Annotated in this window: 11 protein-coding genes, 1 tRNA gene and 3 rRNA genes; 12 read left to right on the top strand and 3 right to left on the bottom strand. The window is 65.6% G+C overall.

Annotated features, from left to right (window positions below; translation table 11 throughout):
• Positions 1-10 precede the first annotated feature (10 nt).
• Positions 11-763 carry a 4-hydroxy-tetrahydrodipicolinate reductase gene (dapB, locus tag ACW4TU_RS11280; protein WP_457427156.1) on the top strand — a complete coding sequence of 251 codons (753 nt, stop codon included), beginning with the start codon at positions 11-13 and terminating at the stop codon, positions 761-763.
• Positions 764-771: 8 nt separating this feature from the next.
• Positions 772-1,230 carry a hypothetical protein gene (locus tag ACW4TU_RS11275; protein ID WP_457427154.1) on the top strand — a complete coding sequence of 153 codons (459 nt, stop codon included), beginning with the start codon at positions 772-774 and terminating at the stop codon, positions 1,228-1,230.
• 75 nt (positions 1,231-1,305) lie between these two features.
• On the opposite strand, the gene ACW4TU_RS11270 is transcribed toward ACW4TU_RS11275, so the two are convergent.
• Entirely contained in the window at positions 1,306-1,863 is a 558-nt protein-coding gene (locus ACW4TU_RS11270) for a hypothetical protein (protein WP_457427152.1), read from the bottom strand.
• Between the two features lie 127 nt (positions 1,864-1,990).
• Positions 1,991-2,230: a hypothetical protein gene (locus tag ACW4TU_RS11265; RefSeq protein WP_457427150.1), complete on the bottom strand. Its 240-nt coding sequence runs from the start codon at positions 2,228-2,230 to the stop codon at positions 1,991-1,993.
• A gap of 176 nt (positions 2,231-2,406) precedes the next feature.
• Between ACW4TU_RS11265 and thyX the strand changes: the two genes are divergently transcribed.
• From thyX to ACW4TU_RS11225, 8 genes are all read left to right on the top strand, one after another.
• Positions 2,407-3,147, top strand: a complete 741-nt coding sequence (thyX, locus tag ACW4TU_RS11260; RefSeq protein ID WP_457427148.1) for an FAD-dependent thymidylate synthase — start codon at positions 2,407-2,409, stop codon at positions 3,145-3,147.
• A gap of 217 nt (positions 3,148-3,364) precedes the next feature.
• Positions 3,365-4,264, top strand: coding sequence for a 4-hydroxy-tetrahydrodipicolinate synthase (gene dapA / locus ACW4TU_RS11255; RefSeq protein WP_457427146.1), 900 nt, complete (start codon positions 3,365-3,367; stop codon positions 4,262-4,264).
• A gap of 129 nt (positions 4,265-4,393) precedes the next feature.
• A complete protein-coding gene (locus ACW4TU_RS11250; RefSeq protein WP_457427144.1) occupies positions 4,394-6,079 on the top strand; it encodes a ribonuclease J in 1,686 nt (561 codons plus the stop codon).
• Between the two features lie 536 nt (positions 6,080-6,615).
• Positions 6,616-8,144: ribosomal RNA gene (locus ACW4TU_RS11245) — 16S ribosomal RNA — on the top strand.
• 316 nt (positions 8,145-8,460) lie between these two features.
• Positions 8,461-11,584 (top strand): 23S ribosomal RNA (locus tag ACW4TU_RS11240).
• Positions 11,585-11,682: 98 nt separating this feature from the next.
• Positions 11,683-11,799 (top strand): 5S ribosomal RNA (gene rrf / locus ACW4TU_RS11235).
• Together the 16S, 23S and 5S rRNA genes form the textbook arrangement of a ribosomal RNA operon.
• A 114-nt stretch (positions 11,800-11,913) precedes the next feature.
• Positions 11,914-12,576: a DegT/DnrJ/EryC1/StrS family aminotransferase gene (locus tag ACW4TU_RS11230; RefSeq protein ID WP_457430033.1), complete on the top strand. Its 663-nt coding sequence runs from the start codon at positions 11,914-11,916 to the stop codon at positions 12,574-12,576.
• 83 nt (positions 12,577-12,659) lie between these two features.
• Positions 12,660-12,735: transfer RNA gene (locus ACW4TU_RS11225), tRNA-Thr, on the top strand.
• A gap of 56 nt (positions 12,736-12,791) precedes the next feature.
• Here the strand turns inward: ACW4TU_RS11225 and ACW4TU_RS11220 are convergent.
• On the bottom strand, positions 12,792-15,539 hold the full coding sequence (locus ACW4TU_RS11220) for a SpoIIE family protein phosphatase (RefSeq protein ID WP_457427142.1): 2,748 nt from the start codon (positions 15,537-15,539) through the stop codon (positions 12,792-12,794).
• Between the two features lie 319 nt (positions 15,540-15,858).
• On the opposite strand from ACW4TU_RS11220, the gene ACW4TU_RS11215 reads away from it, so the two are divergent.
• Both ACW4TU_RS11215 and ACW4TU_RS11210 read left to right on the top strand, forming a co-directional pair.
• Positions 15,859-21,330: a HAMP domain-containing protein gene (locus ACW4TU_RS11215; RefSeq protein WP_457427140.1), complete on the top strand. Its 5,472-nt coding sequence runs from the start codon at positions 15,859-15,861 to the stop codon at positions 21,328-21,330.
• A gap of 307 nt (positions 21,331-21,637) precedes the next feature.
• The gene (locus ACW4TU_RS11210; RefSeq protein WP_457427138.1) at positions 21,638-22,324 is read left to right on the top strand and encodes a response regulator; all 687 of its coding nucleotides are present in this window, start codon (positions 21,638-21,640) and stop codon (positions 22,322-22,324) included.
• Positions 22,325-22,336 lie beyond the last annotated feature (12 nt).

Genomic DNA, 22,336 nt, shown 5'->3' with positions numbered 1-22,336 from the left:
AAGCAAGAAGATGAGCAAGCTGCGCGTGGCGGTCCTCGGCGCCAACGGCCGTATCGGTGCCGAGGCGGTACGGGCGGTCGAGGCCGCCGAGGACATGGAACTGGTCGCCGCCCTCGGCCGGGGCGACAAGCTGGAGACGCTCGTCGACGCCGGTGCCCAGGTCGTGGTCGAGCTGACCACCCCCGCCTCGGTGATGGGCAACCTCGACTTCTGCGTGCGCCACGGCATCCACGCGGTCGTCGGCACCACCGGCTGGACCGACGAACGCCTCGCGCAGCTCACCGGCTGGCTGGCCCAGTTCCCGGAGACGGGCGTGCTCATCGCGCCCAACTTCTCCATCGGGGCCGTACTGACCATGAGGTTCGCGCAGATCGCGGCGCCCTACTTCGAGTCGGTCGAGGTCATCGAGCTGCATCACCCGAACAAGGTGGACGCGCCCAGCGGCACCGCCTCGCGCACGGCTCAGCTGATCGCCGAGGCCCGCGCCAAGGCAGGCTCGGCTCCGGCACCCGACGCCACGGTGACGGCGCTGGACGGCGCCCGGGGCGCGGACGTCGACGGGGTGCCCGTGCACTCCGTACGCCTGCGAGGCCTCCTGGCCCACCAGGAGGTCCTGCTGGGCGGTGAGGGCGAGACGCTGACCGTCCGCCACGACTCGCTCCACCACAGCAGCTTCATGCCGGGCATCCTGCTCGGCGCGCGCCGCGTCGTGGACACCCCGGGCCTCACCTTCGGCCTGGAACACTTCCTCGACCTCGGCTGAGGGACGTCATGCGAGCGAAACTCTCCTACGCCCTTACGGCGGTCGTCCTGGTCTTCTACTTCGTCCTGGTCGGCAGCCGCGGGGTCATGCTCATACAGACCGGCACGCTCCTGACGGTCACCTTCGGCGTGGCGGTCCTGATCCTGCCGGGGATCGGCGTGTGGTTCCTCTGGAAGAACACGCAGTTCGTCCGTGACGCCAACCGCCTCGCCGCCGAACTCGAAGCCGAGGGAGGCCTGCCCGTCGACGAGTTGAGGCGCACCCCGAGCGGCCGGGTCGACCGGGACTCGGCCGACGAGGTCTTCGTCAGGCGCAAGGCCGAGACGGAGTCGGCCCCCGACGACTGGCGCAACTGGTTCCGCCTCGCCGTCGCCTATCACGACGCCCGCGACACACCCCGCGCCCGCAAGGCGATGCAACGCGCGATCGCCCTGCACGCGGGCAAGTCACCGGCCCAGGCGGCCTGAACACCCAGCATGGTGAGAGGGCCGACCCGCAACTGCGGGTCGGCCCTCTCACCATGCCAGTCGCCGGCCCGGGGCCTAACCCCGCCCGAACTCCGCGGCCCACGCCTCGACGCTGTCCGCGGCCCGGTCGAACGCGGCCGTACGGCCCAGGAAGTCGGCGTTGTGCGTGGTCATCAGCGGAGCCAGGTCGTCCGCGGACCGGTCCCGCCGTACGAGGAGCAGCGCCTGCCCCTGCACGGTGCGCGGCAGAGCGAGCCAGCGCACCGGCTGCTGCACCGTCCGTACGGCCACGACCTTCTCCCAGCGCGTCGTCCGCGTACCGAGGAAGCCCACCCGGCGGAGCCCGTACGCGCTCACCCACACACCGGTGCGCAGCAGTCGCAGTGCAACGGCGATGACGGCCAGCGCGACGCCGAGACACACCGCGCCGCCGGACAGCTCGCCGGTGGCCGCGATGATGACCGCCGCGAACAGCACGTACGAGGCGAGCAGCAGCAGGAGTGCCGCCGCACCCACCCGCCAGGGGCCGGGCCGGTAGGGGCGCCGCCAACGGTCGCGGTCGTCGAACGGCAGCGCGTGACCGGCCGCGGCCTCGTCGGAGGCGCGGTCGGCCGTCAGGAAGGGCAGGGGCACGGCTGGTCCTCACTCAGTTCCATGCGCGGGCTGTGCCCGGTGAGGTTATACAGCCGGCTGCCCGGTCACCAGCCTTGGGGGCCCGAGGGGGGCAGGTCCACGCCATTCGGCCGCAGCCCGACGGCCCTCAACGGCTGTCGGACGCCTCGGACTGCTGCGTATGCCCGGCCGACTGATCGACCGACAGCGCGGGCATCCCGAGGACCAGGGAGCCCACGAGCCCGGCGACAATGGTGAGCCCCAGGAGCCAACGCCCGGCTATGTCACCGGCGGACGCGCGCTCACGGGGCGGGGGAGCGACATTGCTGCGGAACCTGTCGGCTTCGGCGATGAAAGCGAACGGAATGGGCTCGCGCCGACGGAACATGGGAGTGCTTCTCCTTGGGGATCGAACGAATCGCTGTTGCTTGTACAGACGAACGAAGACCCCAAGTGGTGCCCGGTTTCACCGATTTAATTAACTCTGTGACGATGGTGGACCTCCTGTCGGCGGGTCGTAGAGTGGCGTCGCCACATGCCGAAATGGGAAGGACCCTCGAGACCGTGAGCCCCACCCCCGACGACGAGTTCAAGATCGACCTGCGCAGCGAGGTGACCGTCGAACTGGTCAAACACAGCGCGGCCGACTCCGACGTACTGTTCGCGGCCCGTGTGTCGACCGTCGGGGAGCAGTCCCTGGACGAGTTGGGCAAGGACGCGGAGCGCTCGACGGGGCTGATCAACTACCTCATGCGAGACCGGCACGGCAGCCCGTTCGAGCACAACTCCATGACGTTCTTCATCAGCGCCCCGATCTTCGTCTTCCGTGAGTTCATGCGGCACCGCGTGGGATGGTCGTACAACGAGGAGTCCGGGCGGTACCGGGAGCTGCAGCCGGTGTTCTACGTGCCGGACACGTCGCGCAAGCTCGTCCAGAAGGGCCGACCGGGCAAGTACGTGTTCGTCGAGGGCACCCCTGAGCAGCATGAACTCGTGGAGCACGCCATGGAGGACTCCTACCGCCAGGCGTACCGGACCTACCAGCAGATGCTCGCGCAGGGCGTCGCCCGTGAGGTCGCCCGAGCGGTTCTCCCGGTCGGCCTGTTCTCGTCGATGTATGCCACCTGCAACGCGCGCTCTCTGATGCACTTCCTCGGTCTGCGTACGCAGCACGAGCTGGCGAAGGTGCCGTCGTTCCCGCAGCGGGAGATCGAGATGGTCGGCGAGAAGATGGAGGCGGAGTGGGCGAGTCTCATGCCGCTGACCCATGCGGCCTTCAACGCCAACGGCAGGGTGGCGCCGTAACGCACACGCACGCGTGTTTCGCCACCGGGCACAGATGTACGGATCAGCCTCGCGAAGTGTCCGTATTGCGGTATTTAGAGAGGTTCATCTAGCCTGATCAAACGGACCCGGCACTGCTTGAACCCCCGAGCAGGCAGTGCCGGGCTCCTTCTTTGTCATGACTTTTCCCGCACCCCTAGGGCAGACCGCGCCCTGAGCACCGAGTAGCGTGGTACCCATGGCTCCGACCTCCACTCCGCAGACCCCCTTCGGGCGGGTCCTCACCGCCATGGTCACGCCGTTCACGGCGGACGGCGGTCTCGACCTCGACGGCGCACAGCGGCTCGCCACCCACCTGGTGGACGCAGGCAATGACGGCCTGGTCATCAACGGCACCACCGGCGAGTCGCCGACCACCAGCGACGCGGAGAAATCGGATCTCGTACGAGCTGTCCTGGAGGCGGTCGGCGAGCGGGCCCACGTCATCGCGGGCGTCGGCACCAACGACACCCACCACAGCGTCGAACTGGCCCGCGCGGCGGAGAAGACCGGCGCCCACGGCCTCCTGACGGTGACGCCGTACTACAACAAGCCCCCGCAGGAGGGCCTGTACCGGCACTTCGCGGCTATCGCCGACGCCACCGGACTCCCGGTCATGCTGTACGACATCCCCGGCCGCAGCGGAGTGCCGATCAGCACCGAGACGATCGTCAGGCTCGCCGAACACCCCCGGATCGTCGCCAACAAGGACGCCAAGGGCGACCTCGGCCGGGCCAGCTGGGCCATCGCCCGCTCCGGCCTCGCCTGGTACTCCGGCGACGACATGCTCAACCTGCCGCTGCTCTCCGTGGGCGCGGTCGGCTTCGTCTCGGTCGTCGGCCATGTCGTCACGCCCGAGCTGCGCACCCTCGTCGAGGCGTACACCTCCGGGGACGTACAGAAGGCCACCGAGATCCACCAGAAGCTGCTCCCGGTCTTCACTGGCATGTTCCGTACCCAGGGCGTCATGACCACCAAGGCCGCGCTCACCCTCCAGGGCCTGCCCGCCGGACCGCTGCGCGCTCCGATGGTCGAGCTGTCGGCCGACGAGATCGCCCAGCTCAAGATCGATCTTGCCGCCGGCGGGGTACAGCTCTGACACCAGACTTCACAACTGAATACGCGGGACATCCGTGTCCGCAGTCCACATCCGACAACTGCATTTGCACGAAAGTCATGCGCGCCACGTGCCTTGCCGGTACGTGGCGCGTGTGGTGAGGAGAGTCTTTTGAGTCATCCGCATCCTGAACTCGGCGCCCCGCCGAAGCTCCCGGAGGGCGCCCTGCGGGTCACCCCGCTGGGCGGCCTCGGCGAGATCGGCCGCAACATGACCGTCTTCGAGTACGGCGGTCGCCTGCTGATCGTCGACTGTGGCGTGCTCTTCCCCGAGGAGGAGCAGCCCGGAATCGACCTGATCCTGCCGGACTTCACGTCCATCAGGGACCGCCTCGACGACATCGAGGGCATCGTCCTCACGCACGGCCACGAGGACCACATCGGTGCCGTCCCCTACCTCCTGCGGGAGAAGCCGGACATCCCGCTGATCGGCTCCAAGCTGACCCTCGCCTTCATCGAGGCGAAGCTCCAGGAGCACCGCATCCGTCCGTACACCCTTGAGGTGACGGAGGGGAACCGAGAGCGCATCGGTGCCTTCGACTGCGAGTTCATCGCGGTCAACCACTCCATTCCGGACGCTCTCGCGGTCGCCATCCGCACCCCCGCGGGCATGGTCGTCCACACGGGCGACTTCAAGATGGACCAGCTCCCGCTGGACGGCCGCCTCACGGACCTGCACGCTTTCGCGCGGCTGAGCGAAGAGGGCATCGACCTTCTCCTCTCCGACTCGACGAACGCGGAGGTCCCGGGCTTCGTCCCGCCCGAGCGCGACATCTCGAACGTGCTGCGCCAGGTCTTCGCGGGCGCGAGCAAGCGGGTCATCGTGGCGAGCTTCGCCAGCCACATCCATCGCATCCAGCAGATCCTGGACGCGGCCCACGAGTACGGCCGCAGGGTCGCCTTCGTCGGCCGCTCGATGGTCCGCAACATGGGCATCGCCAGAGACCTGGGCTATCTGAAGGTCCCGCCGGGCCTGGTGGTGGACGTCAAGACCCTCGACGACCTCCCGGACCACCAGATCGTCCTGGTCTGTACGGGGTCGCAGGGCGAACCGATGGCCGCGCTGTCCCGCATGGCCAACAGGGACCACCAGATCCGCATCGTCCAGGGCGACACGGTGATCCTGGCCTCGTCCCTGATCCCCGGCAACGAGAACGCGGTGTACCGCGTGATCAACGGCCTGACCCGCTGGGGCGCGCATGTCGTCCACAAGGGCAACGCCAAGGTGCACGTCTCCGGCCATGCCTCGGCCGGCGAGCTCCTGTACTTCTACAACATCTGCAAGCCGCGCAACCTGATGCCGGTCCACGGCGAATGGCGCCATCTGCGGGCCAACGCCGAACTGGGCGCCATGACGGGCGTTCCGCACGACCGGATCGTCATCGCCGAGGACGGCGTGGTCGTCGACCTCATCGAGGGCAAGGCGAAGATCTCCGGCAAGGTCCAGGCCGGGTACGTGTACGTCGACGGACTCTCGGTCGGGGATGTCGGCGAACCCGCCCTCAAGGACCGCAGAATCCTCGGCGACGAAGGCATCATCTCGGTCTTCGTGGTGATGGACTCGTCCACGGGCAAGATCACGGGCGGTCCCCACATCCAGGCCCGAGGCTCGGGTATCGAGGACTCCGCCTTCACCGACGTCGTTCCGAGGATCGCCGAGGTCCTGGAGCGGTCGGCACAGGACGGAGTGGTGGAACCCCACCAGATGCAGCAGCTCATCCGCCGCACACTGGGCAAATGGGTGTCGGACACGTACCGTCGCCGCCCGATGATCCTCCCGGTCGTCGTGGAGGTCTGACGGCCATGGAGGGCGCCTGAGCTGCCCCTCGTACACGTGAACCCGGAGCGGGGCTCCTCGATTTGCATCGAGGAGCCCCGCTCCAGTAGGTTTACGGCTCCGCCAGCAAGGGAACCGGACGCCACTGTGCGCCAGGACAACCCCGAACCGGGTGGAAATTCCGACTCAGAACTTCTGATAAAGTCGGAGTCGCCGGAAAGGGAAACGCGAAAGCGGAAACCTGGAAAGCGCCGAGGAAATCGGATACGGAAACGGTCTGGTAGAGTCGGAAACGCAAGACCGAAGGGAAACTGCCCGGAGGAAAGCCCGAGAGGGTGAGTACGAAGGAAGCGTCCGTTCCTTGAGAACTCAACAGCGTGCCAAAAATCAACGCCAAGTTTGTTGATACCCCGGCTCACAGAATGTTCTGTGGGTTGAGGTTCCTTTGAAGTAGTAAACACAGCGAGGACGCTGTGAACGGTCGGGCTTATTCCGCTTGACTGTTCCGCTCTCGTGGTGTGGCCCGCAGTCTTTAATTAGACGCAGCCGGGTTGACATTCACGGAGAGTTTGATCCTGGCTCAGGACGAACGCTGGCGGCGTGCTTAACACATGCAAGTCGAACGATGAACCCGCTTCGGTGGGGGATTAGTGGCGAACGGGTGAGTAACACGTGGGCAATCTGCCCTTCACTCTGGGACAAGCCCTGGAAACGGGGTCTAATACCGGATAATACTCCTGCAGGCATCTGTGGGGGTTAAAAGCTCCGGCGGTGAAGGATGAGCCCGCGGCCTATCAGCTTGTTGGTGAGGTAGTGGCTCACCAAGGCGACGACGGGTAGCCGGCCTGAGAGGGCGACCGGCCACACTGGGACTGAGACACGGCCCAGACTCCTACGGGAGGCAGCAGTGGGGAATATTGCACAATGGGCGAAAGCCTGATGCAGCGACGCCGCGTGAGGGATGACGGCCTTCGGGTTGTAAACCTCTTTCAGCAGGGAAGAAGCGAAAGTGACGGTACCTGCAGAAGAAGCGCCGGCTAACTACGTGCCAGCAGCCGCGGTAATACGTAGGGCGCAAGCGTTGTCCGGAATTATTGGGCGTAAAGAGCTCGTAGGCGGTCTGTCGCGTCGGATGTGAAAGCCCGGGGCTTAACCCCGGGTCTGCATTCGATACGGGCAGACTAGAGTGTGGTAGGGGAGATCGGAATTCCTGGTGTAGCGGTGAAATGCGCAGATATCAGGAGGAACACCGGTGGCGAAGGCGGATCTCTGGGCCATTACTGACGCTGAGGAGCGAAAGCGTGGGGAGCGAACAGGATTAGATACCCTGGTAGTCCACGCCGTAAACGGTGGGAACTAGGTGTTGGCGACATTCCACGTCGTCGGTGCCGCAGCTAACGCATTAAGTTCCCCGCCTGGGGAGTACGGCCGCAAGGCTAAAACTCAAAGGAATTGACGGGGGCCCGCACAAGCAGCGGAGCATGTGGCTTAATTCGACGCAACGCGAAGAACCTTACCAAGGCTTGACATACGCCGGAAAGCATCAGAGATGGTGCCCCCCTTGTGGTCGGTGTACAGGTGGTGCATGGCTGTCGTCAGCTCGTGTCGTGAGATGTTGGGTTAAGTCCCGCAACGAGCGCAACCCTTGTTCTGTGTTGCCAGCATGCCCTTCGGGGTGATGGGGACTCACAGGAGACTGCCGGGGTCAACTCGGAGGAAGGTGGGGACGACGTCAAGTCATCATGCCCCTTATGTCTTGGGCTGCACACGTGCTACAATGGCCGGTACAATGAGCTGCGATGCCGTGAGGCGGAGCGAATCTCAAAAAGCCGGTCTCAGTTCGGATTGGGGTCTGCAACTCGACCCCATGAAGTCGGAGTTGCTAGTAATCGCAGATCAGCATTGCTGCGGTGAATACGTTCCCGGGCCTTGTACACACCGCCCGTCACGTCACGAAAGTCGGTAACACCCGAAGCCGGTGGCCCAACCCCTCACGGGGAGGGAGCTGTCGAAGGTGGGACTGGCGATTGGGACGAAGTCGTAACAAGGTAGCCGTACCGGAAGGTGCGGCTGGATCACCTCCTTTCTAAGGAGCATCTAGGCCGCCAAGCTCGCTTGGTGGTCCAGGGCCATTACGTCGGCATCTGTCCGACGGTGGTTGCTCATGGGTGGAACGTTGATTATTCGGCATCTTCAGTCATCTCAGGCTGTGAGTACTGTCCTTCGGGGCGTGGAAAGCTGATCTGAGTGGTGGGAGGGCCGGGCACGCTGTTGGGTGTCTGAGGGTACGGCCGGCTTGTCTGGTCGCCTTCAGTGCCGGCCCCAGTGAACTCGCCTGTAAGGGTGGGGTGGTGGGTGGTTGGTCGTTGTTTGAGAACTGCACAGTGGACGCGAGCATCTGTGGCCAAGTTTTTAAGGGCGCACGGTGGATGCCTTGGCACCAGGAACCGATGAAGGACGTGGGAGGCCACGATAGTCCCCGGGGAGTCGTCAACCAGGCTTTGATCCGGGGGTTTCCGAATGGGGAAACCCGGCAGTCGTCATGGGCTGTCACCCACATCTGAACACATAGGGTGTGTGGAGGGAACGCGGGGAAGTGAAACATCTCAGTACCCGCAGGAAGAGAAAACAACCGTGATTCCGGGAGTAGTGGCGAGCGAAACCGGATGAGGCCAAACCGTATGCGTGTGAGACCCGGCAGGGGTTGCGTATACGGGGTTGTGGGATCTCTCTTTCATGGTCTGCCGGCCATGAGACGAGTCAGAAACCGTTGATGTAGGCGAAGGACATGCGAAAGGTCCGGCGTAGAGGGTAAGACCCCCGTAGTCGAAACATCAACGGCTCGTTTGAGAGACACCCAAGTAGCACGGGGCCCGAGAAATCCCGTGTGAATCTGGCGGGACCACCCGTTAAGCCTAAATATTCCCTGGTGACCGATAGCGGATAGTACCGTGAGGGAATGGTGAAAAGTACCGCGGGAGCGGAGTGAAATAGTACCTGAAACCGTGTGCCTACAAGCCGTGGGAGCGTCGCTCATCAAGTTTACTTGGTGGGTCGTGACTGCGTGCCTTTTGAAGAATGAGCCTGCGAGTTTGCGGTGTGTTGCGAGGTTAACCCGTGTGGGGAAGCCGTAGCGAAAGCGAGTCCGAATAGGGCGTTTTAGTAGCGCGCTCAAGACCCGAAGCGGAGTGATCTAGCCATGGGCAGGTTGAAGCGGAGGTAAGACTTCGTGGAGGACCGAACCCACCAGGGTTGAAAACCTGGGGGATGACCTGTGGTTAGGGGTGAAAGGCCAATCAAACTCCGTGATAGCTGGTTCTCCCCGAAATGCATTTAGGTGCAGCGTCGTGTGTTTCTTGCCGGAGGTAGAGCACTGGATAGGCGATGGGCCCTACCGGGTTACTGACCTTAGCCAAACTCCGAATGCCGGTAAGTGAGAGCACGGCAGTGAGACTGTGGGGGATAAGCTCCATGGTCGAGAGGGAAACAGCCCAGAGCATCGACTAAGGCCCCTAAGCGTACGCTAAGTGGGAAAGGATGTGGAGTCGCACAGACAACCAGGAGGTTGGCTTAGAAGCAGCCACCCTTGAAAGAGTGCGTAATAGCTCACTGGTCTAGTGATTCCGCGCCGACAATGTAGCGGGGCTCAAGCGTACCGCCGAAGTCGTGTCATTTCAGCATATACGCCCAACGGCGGCTGGGATGGGTAGGGGAGCGTCGTGTGCCGGGTGAAGCCGCAGCGGAAGCTAGTGGTGGACGGTTCACGAGTGAGAATGCAGGCATGAGTAGCGATACACACGTGGGAAACGTGTGCGCCGATTGACTAAGGGTTCCTGGGTCAAGCTGATCTGCCCAGGGTAAGTCGGGACCTAAGGCGAGGCCGACAGGCGTAGTCGATGGATAACCGGTTGATATTCCGGTACCCGCTGTGAAGCGTCAAACATTGAACCAGGCGATGCTAAGTCCGTGAAGCCGCCCCGGAGCCTTCGGGCAAGGGGGAGTGGTGGAGCCGACGGACCAGATCTGCAGTAGGTGAGTGATGGGGTGACGCAGGAAGGTAGTCCATCCCGGGCGGTGGTAGTCCCGGGGTAAGGGTGTAGGGCGTTGTCCAGGTAAATCCGGACAGCACATAGCCTGAGACCTGATGCCGAGCCGATTGTGGTGAAGTGGATGATCCTATGCTGTCGAGAAAAGCCTCTAGCGAGTTTCATGGCGGCCCGTACCCTAAACCGACTCAGGTGGTCAGGTAGAGAATACCGAGGCGTTCGGGTGAACTATGGTTAAGGAACTCGGCAAAATGCCCCCGTAACTTCGGGAGAAGGGGGGCCATCACTGGTGAGAGGATTTACTCCTCGAGCTGGGGGTGGCCGCAGAGACCAGCGAGAAGCGACTGTTTACTAAAAACACAGGTCCGTGCGAAGCCGTAAGGCGATGTATACGGACTGACGCCTGCCCGGTGCTGGAACGTTAAGGGGACCGGTTAGTGCACCTTCGGGTGTGCGAGGCTGAGAACTTAAGCGCCAGTAAACGGCGGTGGTAACTATAACCATCCTAAGGTAGCGAAATTCCTTGTCGGGTAAGTTCCGACCTGCACGAATGGCGTAACGACTTCTCGACTGTCTCAACCATAGGCCCGGTGAAATTGCACTACGAGTAAAGATGCTCGTTTCGCGCAGCAGGACGGAAAGACCCCGGGACCTTTACTATAGTTTGATATTGGTGTTCGGTTCGGCTTGTGTAGGATAGCTGGGAGACTTTGAAGCGGGCACGCCAGTGTTTGTGGAGTCGTCGTTGAAATACCAGTCTGGTCGTGCTGGATGTCTAACCTGGGTCCGTGATCCGGATCAGGGACAGTGTCTGATGGGTAGTTTAACTGGGGCGGTTGCCTCCTAAAGAGTAACGGAGGCGCCCAAAGGTTCCCTCAGCCTGGTTGGCAATCAGGTGTTGAGTGTAAGTGCACAAGGGAGCTTGACTGTGAGACCGACGGGTCGAGCAGGGACGAAAGTCGGGACTAGTGATCCGGCGGTGGCTTGTGGAAGCGCCGTCGCTCAACGGATAAAAGGTACCCCGGGGATAACAGGCTGATCTTCCCCAAGAGTCCATATCGACGGGATGGTTTGGCACCTCGATGTCGGCTCGTCGCATCCTGGGGCTGGAGTCGGTCCCAAGGGTTGGGCTGTTCGCCCATTAAAGCGGTACGCGAGCTGGGTTTAGAACGTCGTGAGACAGTTCGGTCCCTATCCGCTGCGCGCGCAGGAACATTGAGAAGGGCTGTCCCTAGTACGAGAGGACCGGGACGGACGAACCTCTGGTGTGCCAGTTGTCCTGCCAAGGGCATGGCTGGTTGGCTACGTTCGGGAGGGATAACCGCTGAAAGCATCTAAGCGGGAAGCCTGCTTCGAGATGAGTGTTCCCACCCACTAGATGGGGTAAGGCTCCCAGTAGACGACTGGGTTGATAGGCCAGATCTGGAAGCCCGGTAACGGGTGGAGGTGACTGGTACTAATAGGCCGAGGGCTTGTCCTCAGTTGCTCGCGTCCACTGTGTTGGTTCTGAAACCACGAACAACCCCACCCCTTTGTCTGGTCACGGGGGTGGTGCGGTTGATATGTGTTTCACCGTGTTTCGGTGGTCATAGCGTGAGGGAAACGCCCGGTTACATTCCGAACCCGGAAGCTAAGCCTCACAGCGCCGATGGTACTGCAGGGGGGACCCTGTGGGAGAGTAGGACACCGCCGAACAAATATTGAAAGGGTTGGATCCTGAACTTCGGTTCGGGGTCCAACCCTTTTTTGTTGTCCGTTACTTGGCGTTCACGTCTCGCGCCCAACATCCAGAGCATGAGTACTGCTGCAATGCTCAGGGCCGCCGGCGTCGGAGTCGGTGACGAGGTCGTCGTGCCGGCCTTCGGGAACGTGGAAGTGGCCGAGGCTGTGATCCTGGCCGGTGCGCTGCCGGTGTTCGCCGACATAGATCCGGTGACCTACTGCCTGGACGTGTCAGGTGTCGAGGCGGCGATAACTCCTCGGACGGCGGCCGTCGTTGTCGTACACCGCTTCGGGCGGCCGGCCGACATGGGGAGGTTGATCGAGGTCGGGCAGCGGCGCGGGCTTCTGGTGTTGCAGCACGGGGAGTCCGAGGCGCCGTACGACGAGATCGCGCAGCGGCGGCAGCGCGCGGCGTTTCTCGACCTGAAGTTGAGGGGTGTGCGGACGCCCGACGACGGGGACGGTCACACCTACCAGCAGTACGTCGTGCGGGTGCCCGGCAATGGGCGGCCCGACCGGGATGCCTTCGCTAGGGCCCTGCGGGCCAGGGGAGTTGACTGCCGGGTGCCGGTGAAGGCGCCCGTGCATCGCCTGCCCGCGTTCCGGTGCTGTGTGTCGCTGCCCGAGACCGAGCTGGCTGTCGACGAGACGCTGGCGCTGCCGGTGGACGCCTCGTTGACCAAGCGGGACATGCAGCGGATCGTGTCCGCGTGCAACTCGCTCGGGGGGCTGTTGCAGCCCGCGTTCTGATCGCGCGGGAGTAGTTGGGAGCACGGGTCTGTTCGGGGTATGATCTCTTTCGTTGCCGCGAGGGAAACCTCGAACGGTAACTGGCCCCCCTAGCTCAGTCGGTAGAGCGTCTCCATGGTAAGGAGAAGGTCAACGGTTCGATTCCGTTGGGGGGCTCCATGCAGAAGGCCCCGCCCAATTGGGCGGGGCCTTTTTTCGTGCCTGTCGTCAGTGCGTCAGTCCTTCTGGAGGCCCGGGACGCGCATCGCCAGGATCGCCATGTCGTCGGACGCGGGGTCGGAGGCGAAGCGTTCCACGGCGCGCATGATGCGGGCCGCCACCGCGCCGGCCGTCAGGCCCGTACACGTCCGCAGGACGTCCGTCAGGCCGTCGTCGCCCAGCATACGAGTGCCCTCACGGCGCTCTGTGACGCCGTCCGTGACACAGAGGAGGACGTCTCCGGGATCGAGGGTGATCGTCTGCTCGTACAGCTCCAGGTCCTCCAGGACGCCCAGGAGAGGCTGGGGCTCCGCTGCCGCTTCCACCGTGCCGTCCTGGCGCAGACGGAGCGGGAGGGGGTGGCCGGCGCAGACCACCTTCAGTACGGCGCTGCCGTCCTCCTGGGGCCACAACTCGCCGTACAGGAGGGTCAGGAAGCGGCTGCGGGCGCCCTCGTCGAGGATCGCCGAGTTGAGGCGCTCCAGGACCGCCGGGCCGCCGAAGCCCTCCCTCGCCAGCAGGCGTAGGGCATGGCGGGCCAGGCCCGTCACCGCCGCGGCCTCCGGGCCCGTACCGCAGACGTCGCCGATGGCGAAGCCGTAGGCGCCGTCGCGGATGGGGAAGAGGTCGTAGAAATCGCCGCCGACCTCGTTGCCCTCGCCGGCCGCGCGGTAGATGACCTCCACCTCCACGCCGTCGATCTCCGGCAACTCCGGGGGCAGGAGGCTGCGTTGGAGGGACTGGCTGATGGCCGTGCGTTCCGAGTAGAGGCGGGCGTTGTCCAGGGCCAGGGCGGCCCGGCGGCTCAGGTCCTCGGCCAGTTCCAGGATTTCCTGGCGGAAGTGCTCGTCCGTCGGCTTGCCGAGGGTGAGCATGCCGATCACGCGGTTGCGGGCGACCAGGGGGAGGACGACCGTCTCGCCGCCGACAGCCGCCGCCGTGGCGAGAGTCGTACCGATGCCCGAGCCGACCGAGGTGGGCGCGTTCAGGCCCAGGCTGCGCATGGACGTACGCAGGGCCGCCTGATGAGCCGCCGCCGCGGGGGCCGACCAGACGCGGGCGCCCGGGGTGGGGACCGGGTCTGGCGGGGAGACCTTCGACAGCAGGGCCTTGAGGCCGTCGATGCGGTCCTCGTCCTCGTGCAGGACGTACGAGAGGTACGGCTCCGAGACCTGGTCGGCGATCGTGTAGACCGCGCACCAGGTCGCCAGGGTCGGGACCGTCATCTGGGCCATGAGCGCGAGGGTCTGGTCGCGGTCGAGTGTTCCGGCGAGAAGGTCGGAGGCCTCCACCAGGAAGCTGAGGGAACCCCGGCGCAGGCGTTCCAGTTCGCCGAGGCGGGCCGATTCCACCGCCAACGCGATGCGGTCGGCGGCGAACTGGAGGCGCAGGGCCTCTTCGTTCGTGAAGCGGCCGGGGGACTCGGCGGCGACGCCCAGGGAGCCGGTGAGGCGGCCTTCCACCTTCAGGGGGACGGTGACGACCGAGCGCATGTCCGTGCCGTTCAGAAGGGGGACGGCGCCGGGGACGGCCGAGAGGTCGTCGTGGACGGCCGGCATACGGGCCGAGCCGTAGCGGCCGGGGCCCGCCTCGACCGGGACGCGGGCGAAGCGCTGGCGTGCGGAGGGGAGACCCGTCGAGGCCCGGACCTCCAGCTCCGTCTCGTCGTCGGTGGCCAGGAGCAGGAAGGCGGCGTCCGCGTCGAGCATGTCGCGGGCGCGCTCCACCGTGCGCTGGAGCAGACCGTCGAGGTCGTCCGGGGCCGGGGAACCGATGAACACCTCGAAGGGGTCGGTGTTCGGGCCCTCGGAGCTCGACGTCGTGTCGGACGAGCCGCCGCGCAACGGGGTCTGCAGGACCGCCCGTTCGTGGTCGCGTACCAGGAGGCAGACCGTCGAGGGCTCGCCGTCCGTGTCGCGGACGCGGAGGTGGGAGGCGTACACCGGGGTGACGCGGCCGTTGGCGCCCCTTATGCCGTAACTGCCTTCCCAGCGGGAGAGTTGGAGGGCCTCGACGATGCCGGTGCTGGTGCCGGGGGTGTGCGGCCAGGCGGCGAGGTCGGTGAGGGGTTTGCCGATGACCGACTCCGGCGCGTAGCCGAAGAGTTCGTCGGCGTCCTCGTTCCAAGCCGCGATGGATCCGGTGCGGTCGATCTGGATGACCGCTACGCGGACCCGGCCGTCCGCCAGCGGGAGGAGGGCGGCGGGCAGGGACGGGCCCGCGGAACGGGTGCCCACCGCGCGTTCCGGGACATCGAGCTGGAACCAGACCTGCTTCTGCGTGGGCGTGTACTCGACGCCCCAGCGGCCGGCCAGCGCCGCGCACAGTTGAAGGCCGCGGCCTCCCTCCCGGTCGGGGCTGCCCATGTTGACGGGCGACCCCTGGAGGGGGATCTCGCGCTCCGGGTAGCGGTCGGCCACCTCGATGCGGACGCCGTCGTCGCTGCGTAGACACAGGACGTCCGCGGAGGTGCCCGCGTGGATCACCGCGTTGGTCACCAGTTCGCTGGTGAGGACCACGGCGTCGTCGACGATGTCCGCGAAGCCCCAGCCCTGCAGGGTGTCGCGGACGAAGGAACGGGCGGTCGCCACCGATCGTCCGACGGGGTCGAAGGTGGCGGCCGCGCGCGCGGTGATCACAGAACTCCTCGTCCGGTTGTCGGCATGCAGGGTGCCGGGGCCGACCCGTTCCTGCCGGGGCAGGATCTGGTTCCCCGTCGGCCGGGGATCCTGGGGTGTCTCCCCGGGATGCAGTCCGGTGGTCATGGTGCGGTGCCCCTCCGATGCCTGCCCGCTCGTGGTCGTGCCACCGCCCAGACCGGACGGACCGGTGTGGCTGGACAGCCGTATGCCAGGTTACTTACCTTCGCGGTCCATGCGGATGCAGGTCTGCAGTGTTTACGTCCCCAGAGTGTGCGGACGGTGTGCGAAGCTGCCGAACTGTTATGGCCGGGTTCGGACAGGGTGAAACACTGGGCAGGCTCCAGGAGAAGGTCTAGGCACGGCTGGCAGTATCCGGGTACGCCCGAGTGATGGCGGCACAGCACGCAGAGCAGTAACGGTCGACCCCTGCGGGAGGGACACAGTGGAGTCTGGCGCAGCGACGCGGGGCACTAAAACGCGCGCGAAAGGCGGACAACCCCTGAGTAACCGTCGTAAACCACGCAACGGAACGACCGAGGTGGACACGGCTTCTCTGGACCGGCTGCTGTCGGCCCTGGAGTCGATGCGCGACGGGAACTTCCGGAAACGCCTCACGGTGTCCGGCGACGGCGTCATGTCGGAGATCTCGGCGGTCTTCAACGAGGTGGCCGACCGTAATCTCCACTTGACGGGTGAATTGTCGCGTGTGCGGCGCATGGTGGGGCGCGAGGGGAAGCTGACCGAGCGGCTGGAATCGGGTGCCAGCGAGGGCTCGTGGGCCGTGGCGATCGACGCCTCGAACGCGCTCGTCGACGATCTCGTACGTCCGGTCTCCGAGGTCGGCCGGGTGCTGAGCGCGGTCGCGGAGGGCGATCTGTCGCCCCGGATGGAGCTGCGGGCGCCTGCCGCGGACGGCAGTGGACATCCGCTGCGCGGGGAGTTCCTCAAGGTCGGGCGCACGGTCAACAACCTTGTCGACCAGTTGTCGACATTCACCGACGAGGTCACGCGGGTGGCCAGCGAGGTCGGTACGGAGGGCAAGCTGGGCGGTCAGGCCCAGGTGCGCGGGATGTCCGGTTCGTGGCGGGATCTCACGGACTCGGTCAACACCATGGCGTACCGGCTGACGGCGCAGGTGCGGGACATCGCGCTGGTGACGACGGCGGTCGCGAAGGGTGACTTGTCGCGGAAGGTCACGGTTCACGTGGCCGGCGAGATGCTTGAGCTGAAGAACACCGTCAACACGATGGTCGACCAGCTGTCGTCCTTCTCCTCCGAGGTGACGCGAGTCGCGCGCGAGGTGGGTACGGAGGGTGAGCTCGGCGGCCAGGCGCAGGTGCCGGGTGTGGACGGTGTGTGGAAAGACCTCACCGATTCGGTGAATCTTATGGCCGGCAACCTGACGGCCCAGGTGCGCGGGATCGCGCAGGTGACGACCGCGGTCGCCAACGGCGACCTGTCCCAGAAGGTGACGGTTTCGGCGCGCGGTGAGGTCGCGCAGCTCGCCGAGACGATCAACCAGATGACCGAGACGCTGCGGACCTTTGCCGACGAGGTCACCCGGGTCGCCAACGAGGTCGGTGGCGAGGGACGGCTCGGCGGGCAGGCGAACGTGCCGGGTGCGGCGGGTACGTGGAAGGACCTGACGGACTCCGTCAACACGGTCTTCCGGAATCTCACCACCCAGGTGCGGGACATCGCCGCCGTGACGACCGCGGTGGCCAGCGGTGATCTGTCGCAGAAGGTCAGCGTCGAGGTCGCCGGCGAGATGCTGGAGCTGAAGAACACCGTCAACGGGATGGTCGACCAGCTGTCCGCGTTCGGTGCCGAGGTCACGCGGGTCGCGCGCGAGGTCGGTGTCGAGGGTGAGCTGGGCGGCCAGGCCCAGGTGCCGGGTGCGGCGGGTACGTGGAAGGACCTGACGGACTCCGTCAACACGGCGTTCCGGAATCTCACCGGACAGGTGAGGAACATCGCCCAGGTGACGACCGCCGTGGCCAACGGTGACCTGTCCCAGAAGGTCACCGTCGATGTCTCCGGCGAGATGCTCCAGCTGAAGAACACCGTGAACACGATGGTGGACCAGCTGTCGAGCTTCGCCGACCAGGTGACGCGGATGGCCCGTGACGTGGGCACGGAGGGCCGCCTCGGCGGTCAGGCGCGGGTGGACGGCGTGTCCGGGACGTGGAAGGAACTCACCGACTCCGTCAACTTCATGGCCGGCAACCTGACCTCCCAGGTGCGGAACATCGCCCAGGTGACGACCGCGGTGGCCAACGGCGACCTGTCCCAGAAGATCGACGTCGACGCTCGCGGCGAGATCCTCGAGCTGAAGAACACGATCAACACCATGGTCGACCAGCTCTCGGCCTTCGCCGACCAGGTGACCCGGGTCGCCCGTGACGTGGGTACCGAGGGCCGGCTCGGCGGGCAGGCGCAGGTGCCCGGGGTCGCGGGTGTGTGGCGAGACCTCACCGACTCCGTGAACGGTATGGCAGGCAACCTCACCGCCCAGGTGCGGAACATCGCCCAGGTGGCGACCGCGGTGGCCCGCGGTGACCTGTCCCAGAAGATCACCGTGGACGCGCGCGGGGAGATCCTTGAGCTGAAGAACACCCTGAACACGATGGTCGACCAGCTGTCGTCGTTCGCCCAGGAGGTCACACGGGTGGCCCGTGAGGTGGGTACGGAGGGCATGCTCGGCGGTCAGGCCGAGGTGCAGGGTGTCTCCGGCACCTGGAAGGACCTCACGCAGTCCGTGAACTTCATGGCGAACAACCTGACCATCCAGGTGCGCAACATCGCCGAGGTCACGACCGCCGTCGCCAAGGGCGACCTGTCGAAGAAGATCACTGTTGACGCGAAGGGCGAGATTCTCGAACTCGTCACGACCGTCAACACGATGGTCGACCAGCTGTCGTCGTTCGCCGAGCAGGTGACCCGGGTGGCCCGCGAGGTGGGCACGGAGGGAATCCTCGGTGGTCAGGCCCACGCGTCGGGTGTCACGGGCATCTGGAAGGACCTCACCGACAACGTCAACCTGATGGCCAACAACCTGACCGTCCAGGTGCGGAACATCTCCCAGGTCGCGGCGGCCGTCGCCAACGGCGATCTGACGCGGACGGTGACCATCGAGGCGCGCGGTGAGGTCGCGCAGCTCGCCGACACCTTCAACACCATGGTGAAGACGCTGAGTTCGTTCGCCGACCAGGTCACCAAGGTGGCCCGTGAGGTGGGTACGGACGGCATCCTGGGCGGCCAGGCGCGGGTGCCGGGGGTGGCCGGTACCTGGAAGGACCTCACCGAGTCGGTGAACGGGATGGCGTCCAACCTGACCGGCCAGGTGCGCAACATCGCGATGGTGACGACGGCCATCGCCAAGGGTGACCTGACGAAGAAGATCGACATCGACGCCCGCGGCGAGATCCTCGAACTCAAGACGACGATCAACACCATGGTCGACCAGCTGTCGTCCTTCGCAGAGGAGGTCACCCGAGTCGCCCGGGAGGTGGGTACGGAGGGCCAGCTCGGTGGCCAGGCGCGCGTGCGGGACGTCGACGGCACCTGGCGCGACCTCACCGAGTCGGTGAACGAGATGGCCGGGAACCTGACCCGGCAGGTGCGTGCCATCGCGCGCGTGGCGACCGCGGTGACCCGCGGCGACCTCAACCTGAAGATCGACGTGGACGCCTCCGGTGAGATCCAGGAACTTCAGGACTACATCAACAAGATGATCGCCAACCTGCGCGACACCACGATCGCCAACAAGGAACAGGACTGGCTCAAGGGCAACCTCGCCCGCATCTCCGCCCTGATGCAGGGCCGCCGGGACCTCGACGACGTGGCCTCACTGATCATGAGCGAGCTGACGCCGGTCGTCACCGCCCAGCACGGCGCGTTCTTCCTGGCCATGCGGATGGTCGACGGCAAGGATCCGGGAAGCGCCCCGGACAACGCGTACGAACTGCGCATGCTCGGCTCGTACGGCTACTCCATGGGCTCCATGCCGACCTCGTTCCGGCCCGGTGAGGCGCTGGTCGGGACCGCGGCCGAGGAGAAGCGCACGATCCTCGTGGAGAACGCGCCGAGCGGTTATCTGAAGATCTCCTCCGGGCTTGGCGAAGCGCCGCCCGCGCAGGTGATCGTGCTGCCGCTGCTGTTCGAGGGCAAGGTCCTCGGTGTCATCGAACTGGCGTCGTTCACGCCGTTCACCCAGATCCAGAAGGACTTCCTCAACCAGATCGCCGAGATGATCGCGACCAGCGTCAACACCATCTCCGTCAACACCAAGACGGAGGTGCTGCTGAAGCAGTCGCAGGAGCTGACCGAGCAGTTGAGGGAGCGCTCGGCCGAGCTGGAGAACCGGCAGAAGGCGCTTCAGTCGTCCAACGCGGAGCTGGAGGAGAAGGCCGAGCTGCTGGCCCAGCAGAACCGTGACATCGAGGTCAAGAACACGGAGATCGAGGAGGCGCGGCAGGTCCTGGAGGAGCGCGCCGAGCAACTCGCCGTGTCGATGCGCTACAAGAGCGAGTTCCTCGCCAACATGTCGCACGAGCTGCGTACGCCGCTCAACTCGCTGCTGATCCTGGCCAAGCTGCTCGCCGACAACGCGGACACCAACCTCACCCCGAAGCAGGTCGAGTTCGCCGAGACGATCCACGGGGCGGGTTCGGACCTGCTCCAGCTGATCAACGACATCCTCGATCTGTCGAAGGTCGAGGCGGGCAAGATGGACGTCTCCCCGACGCGTATCGCGCTCGTGCAGCTCGTCGACTACGTGGAGGCGACCTTCCGTCCGCTGACCGCGGAGAAGCGCCTCGACTTCTCCGTACGGGTCTCGCCGGAACTGCCCGCCACGCTGCACACCGACGAGCAGCGGCTGCTCCAGGTGCTGCGCAACCTGCTGTCCAACGCGGTGAAGTTCACCGACACGGGAGCGGTCGAGCTGGTCATCCGGCCGGCCGGTGCGGAGGTCCCGGTGGCCATCCGGGAGCAGCTGCTGGAGGCGGGGTCGCTGCGGGACGCGGACGCCGACATGATCGCGTTCTCGGTGACCGACACGGGCATCGGTATCGCGGCCAGCAAGATGCGGGTGATCTTCGAGGCGTTCAAGCAGGCGGACGGAACGACCAGCCGTAAGTACGGCGGTACGGGTCTGGGGCTGTCCATCTCGCGGGAGATCGCTCGGCTGCTCGGCGGTGAGATCCACGCGCAGAGCGAGCCGGGCCGTGGTTCGACGTTCACGTTGTATTTGCCGCTGCACCCGAGCGAACTGCCCCCGCAGGGCTACGCGCAGCTGGCGCCCTCCCTGGAGGTCGGCGAGCTGCTGGCCTCCGAGGCCGGGCTGGCCGGGGCGGGCATCGAGACGCCGGCCGAGGTGAAGTCGTACCACGAGGCGCAGAACGGGCCCGCCGCGCTCTTCAGGCGGCGCCGCAGGGCCGTGTCGGTGACCGAACTGAACGCGTCCTCCAGGGCCAACGGCCATTGGGCGGCGGGGGAACAGGAGGCGCCGCAGCAACCGCGCCGCAGCATCATGTTCGACGGCGAGAAGGTGCTGATCGTCGACGACGACATCCGCAACGTGTTCGCGCTGACGAGCGTCCTGGAGCAGCACGGGCTGTCGGTGCTGTATGCCGAGAACGGCCGGGAGGGCATCGAAGTCCTGGAACAGCATGACGATGTGACAGTCGTACTGATGGACATCATGATGCCGGAGATGGACGGGTACGCGACGACGACGGCGATCCGCAGGATGCCGCAGTTCGCCGGGCTCCCGATCATCGCGCTGACCGCCAAGGCGATGAAGGGCGACCGGGAGAAGGCGATCGAGTCGGGTGCCTCGGACTATGTGACCAAGCCCGTCGACCCCGATCACCTGCTGTCGGTGATGGAGCAGTGGATGCGCGAGGAGTGACGGTTGAGCTGGGTGTTTCCGTCACGCGGACGGGAACACCCGGTGTTCACGCGGAGTTGCTGACTCAGTGTGGGCAATGCCGTGTAGAAGTACGGGATTCGGGGAACCTTCTGGTCTCCCGCTACGTTTCTGCTACGTGCACAGTGACATCGCGGTGACAGGGTGTGGCGACGGGCAGGGTGCGGCTACCATGACCGGCACGAGGACGGGCGGCGCAAGGAAGCCGTCCCCTGGGGCGGCGCCGGGTGGTGCTGCCCCAAGTCCTGAGGACAGGGGAGGCCCCAAGCCGGGGCGAGGAGGGCGGGCCATGGTGCAGAAGGCCAAGATCCTCCTGGTCGATGACCGGCCGGAGAATCTGCTGGCGCTGGAGGCCATCCTCTCTGCGTTGGATCAGACACTGGTGCGGGCATCGTCCGGGGAGGAAGCGCTCAAGGCACTTCTGACGGACGACTTCGCGGTCATTCTGCTGGACGTCCAGATGCCGGGAATGGACGGCTTCGAGACGGCCGCTCACATCAAGCGGCGGGAGCGGACCCGGGACATCCCGATCATCTTCCTCACCGCGATCAACCACGGTCCGCATCACACCTTCCGGGGATACGCGGCGGGCGCGGTGGACTACATCTCCAAGCCGTTCGACCCGTGGGTGCTGCGGGCGAAGGTCTCGGTGTTCGTCGAGCTCTACATGAAGAACTGCCAACTCCGGGAGCAGGCGGCCCTGTTGCGGCTGCAGCTGGAAGGCGGTGGCGGCAAGGCGTCGGTCGGTGCGGCCAAGGAGCCGGCGGGGCTGCTCGCCGAACTGTCCGCACGGCTCGCGGCCGTCGAGGAGCAGGCGGAGGCGCTGTCCAAACAGCTCGACGACGAGTCGGCGGATGCGGCGGCGGTGGCCACGGCAGCCCATCTCGAACGCAAACTGACCGGCCTGCGCCGGGCACTGGACGCGCTCGAACCGGGTACCGGCAGCGGGGCACCGACGGTGCCGTCGCCGAACTGACCCGCGTACCGG

This window comes from Streptomyces kryoterrae (assembly GCF_054072135.1).
The sequence above is the reverse complement of the archived record's forward strand: the minus strand, read 5'-3'. Positions and strand labels throughout refer to the sequence as shown.

Coding starts and splice junctions, on each gene's coding strand:
- ACW4TU_RS11265 (WP_457427150.1), bottom strand. CDS start 2,230: ATGTTCCGTCGGCGCGAGCCCATTCCGTTCGCTTTCATCGCCGAAGCC.
- dapA (WP_457427146.1), top strand. CDS start 3,365: ATGGCTCCGACCTCCACTCCGCAGACCCCCTTCGGGCGGGTCCTCACC.
- ACW4TU_RS11230 (WP_457430033.1), top strand. CDS start 11,914: ATGCTCAGGGCCGCCGGCGTCGGAGTCGGTGACGAGGTCGTCGTGCCG.
- dapB (WP_457427156.1), top strand. CDS start 11: ATGAGCAAGCTGCGCGTGGCGGTCCTCGGCGCCAACGGCCGTATCGGT.
- ACW4TU_RS11210 (WP_457427138.1), top strand. CDS start 21,638: ATGGTGCAGAAGGCCAAGATCCTCCTGGTCGATGACCGGCCGGAGAAT.
- ACW4TU_RS11275 (WP_457427154.1), top strand. CDS start 772: ATGCGAGCGAAACTCTCCTACGCCCTTACGGCGGTCGTCCTGGTCTTC.
- ACW4TU_RS11220 (WP_457427142.1), bottom strand. CDS start 15,539: ATGACCACCGGACTGCATCCCGGGGAGACACCCCAGGATCCCCGGCCG.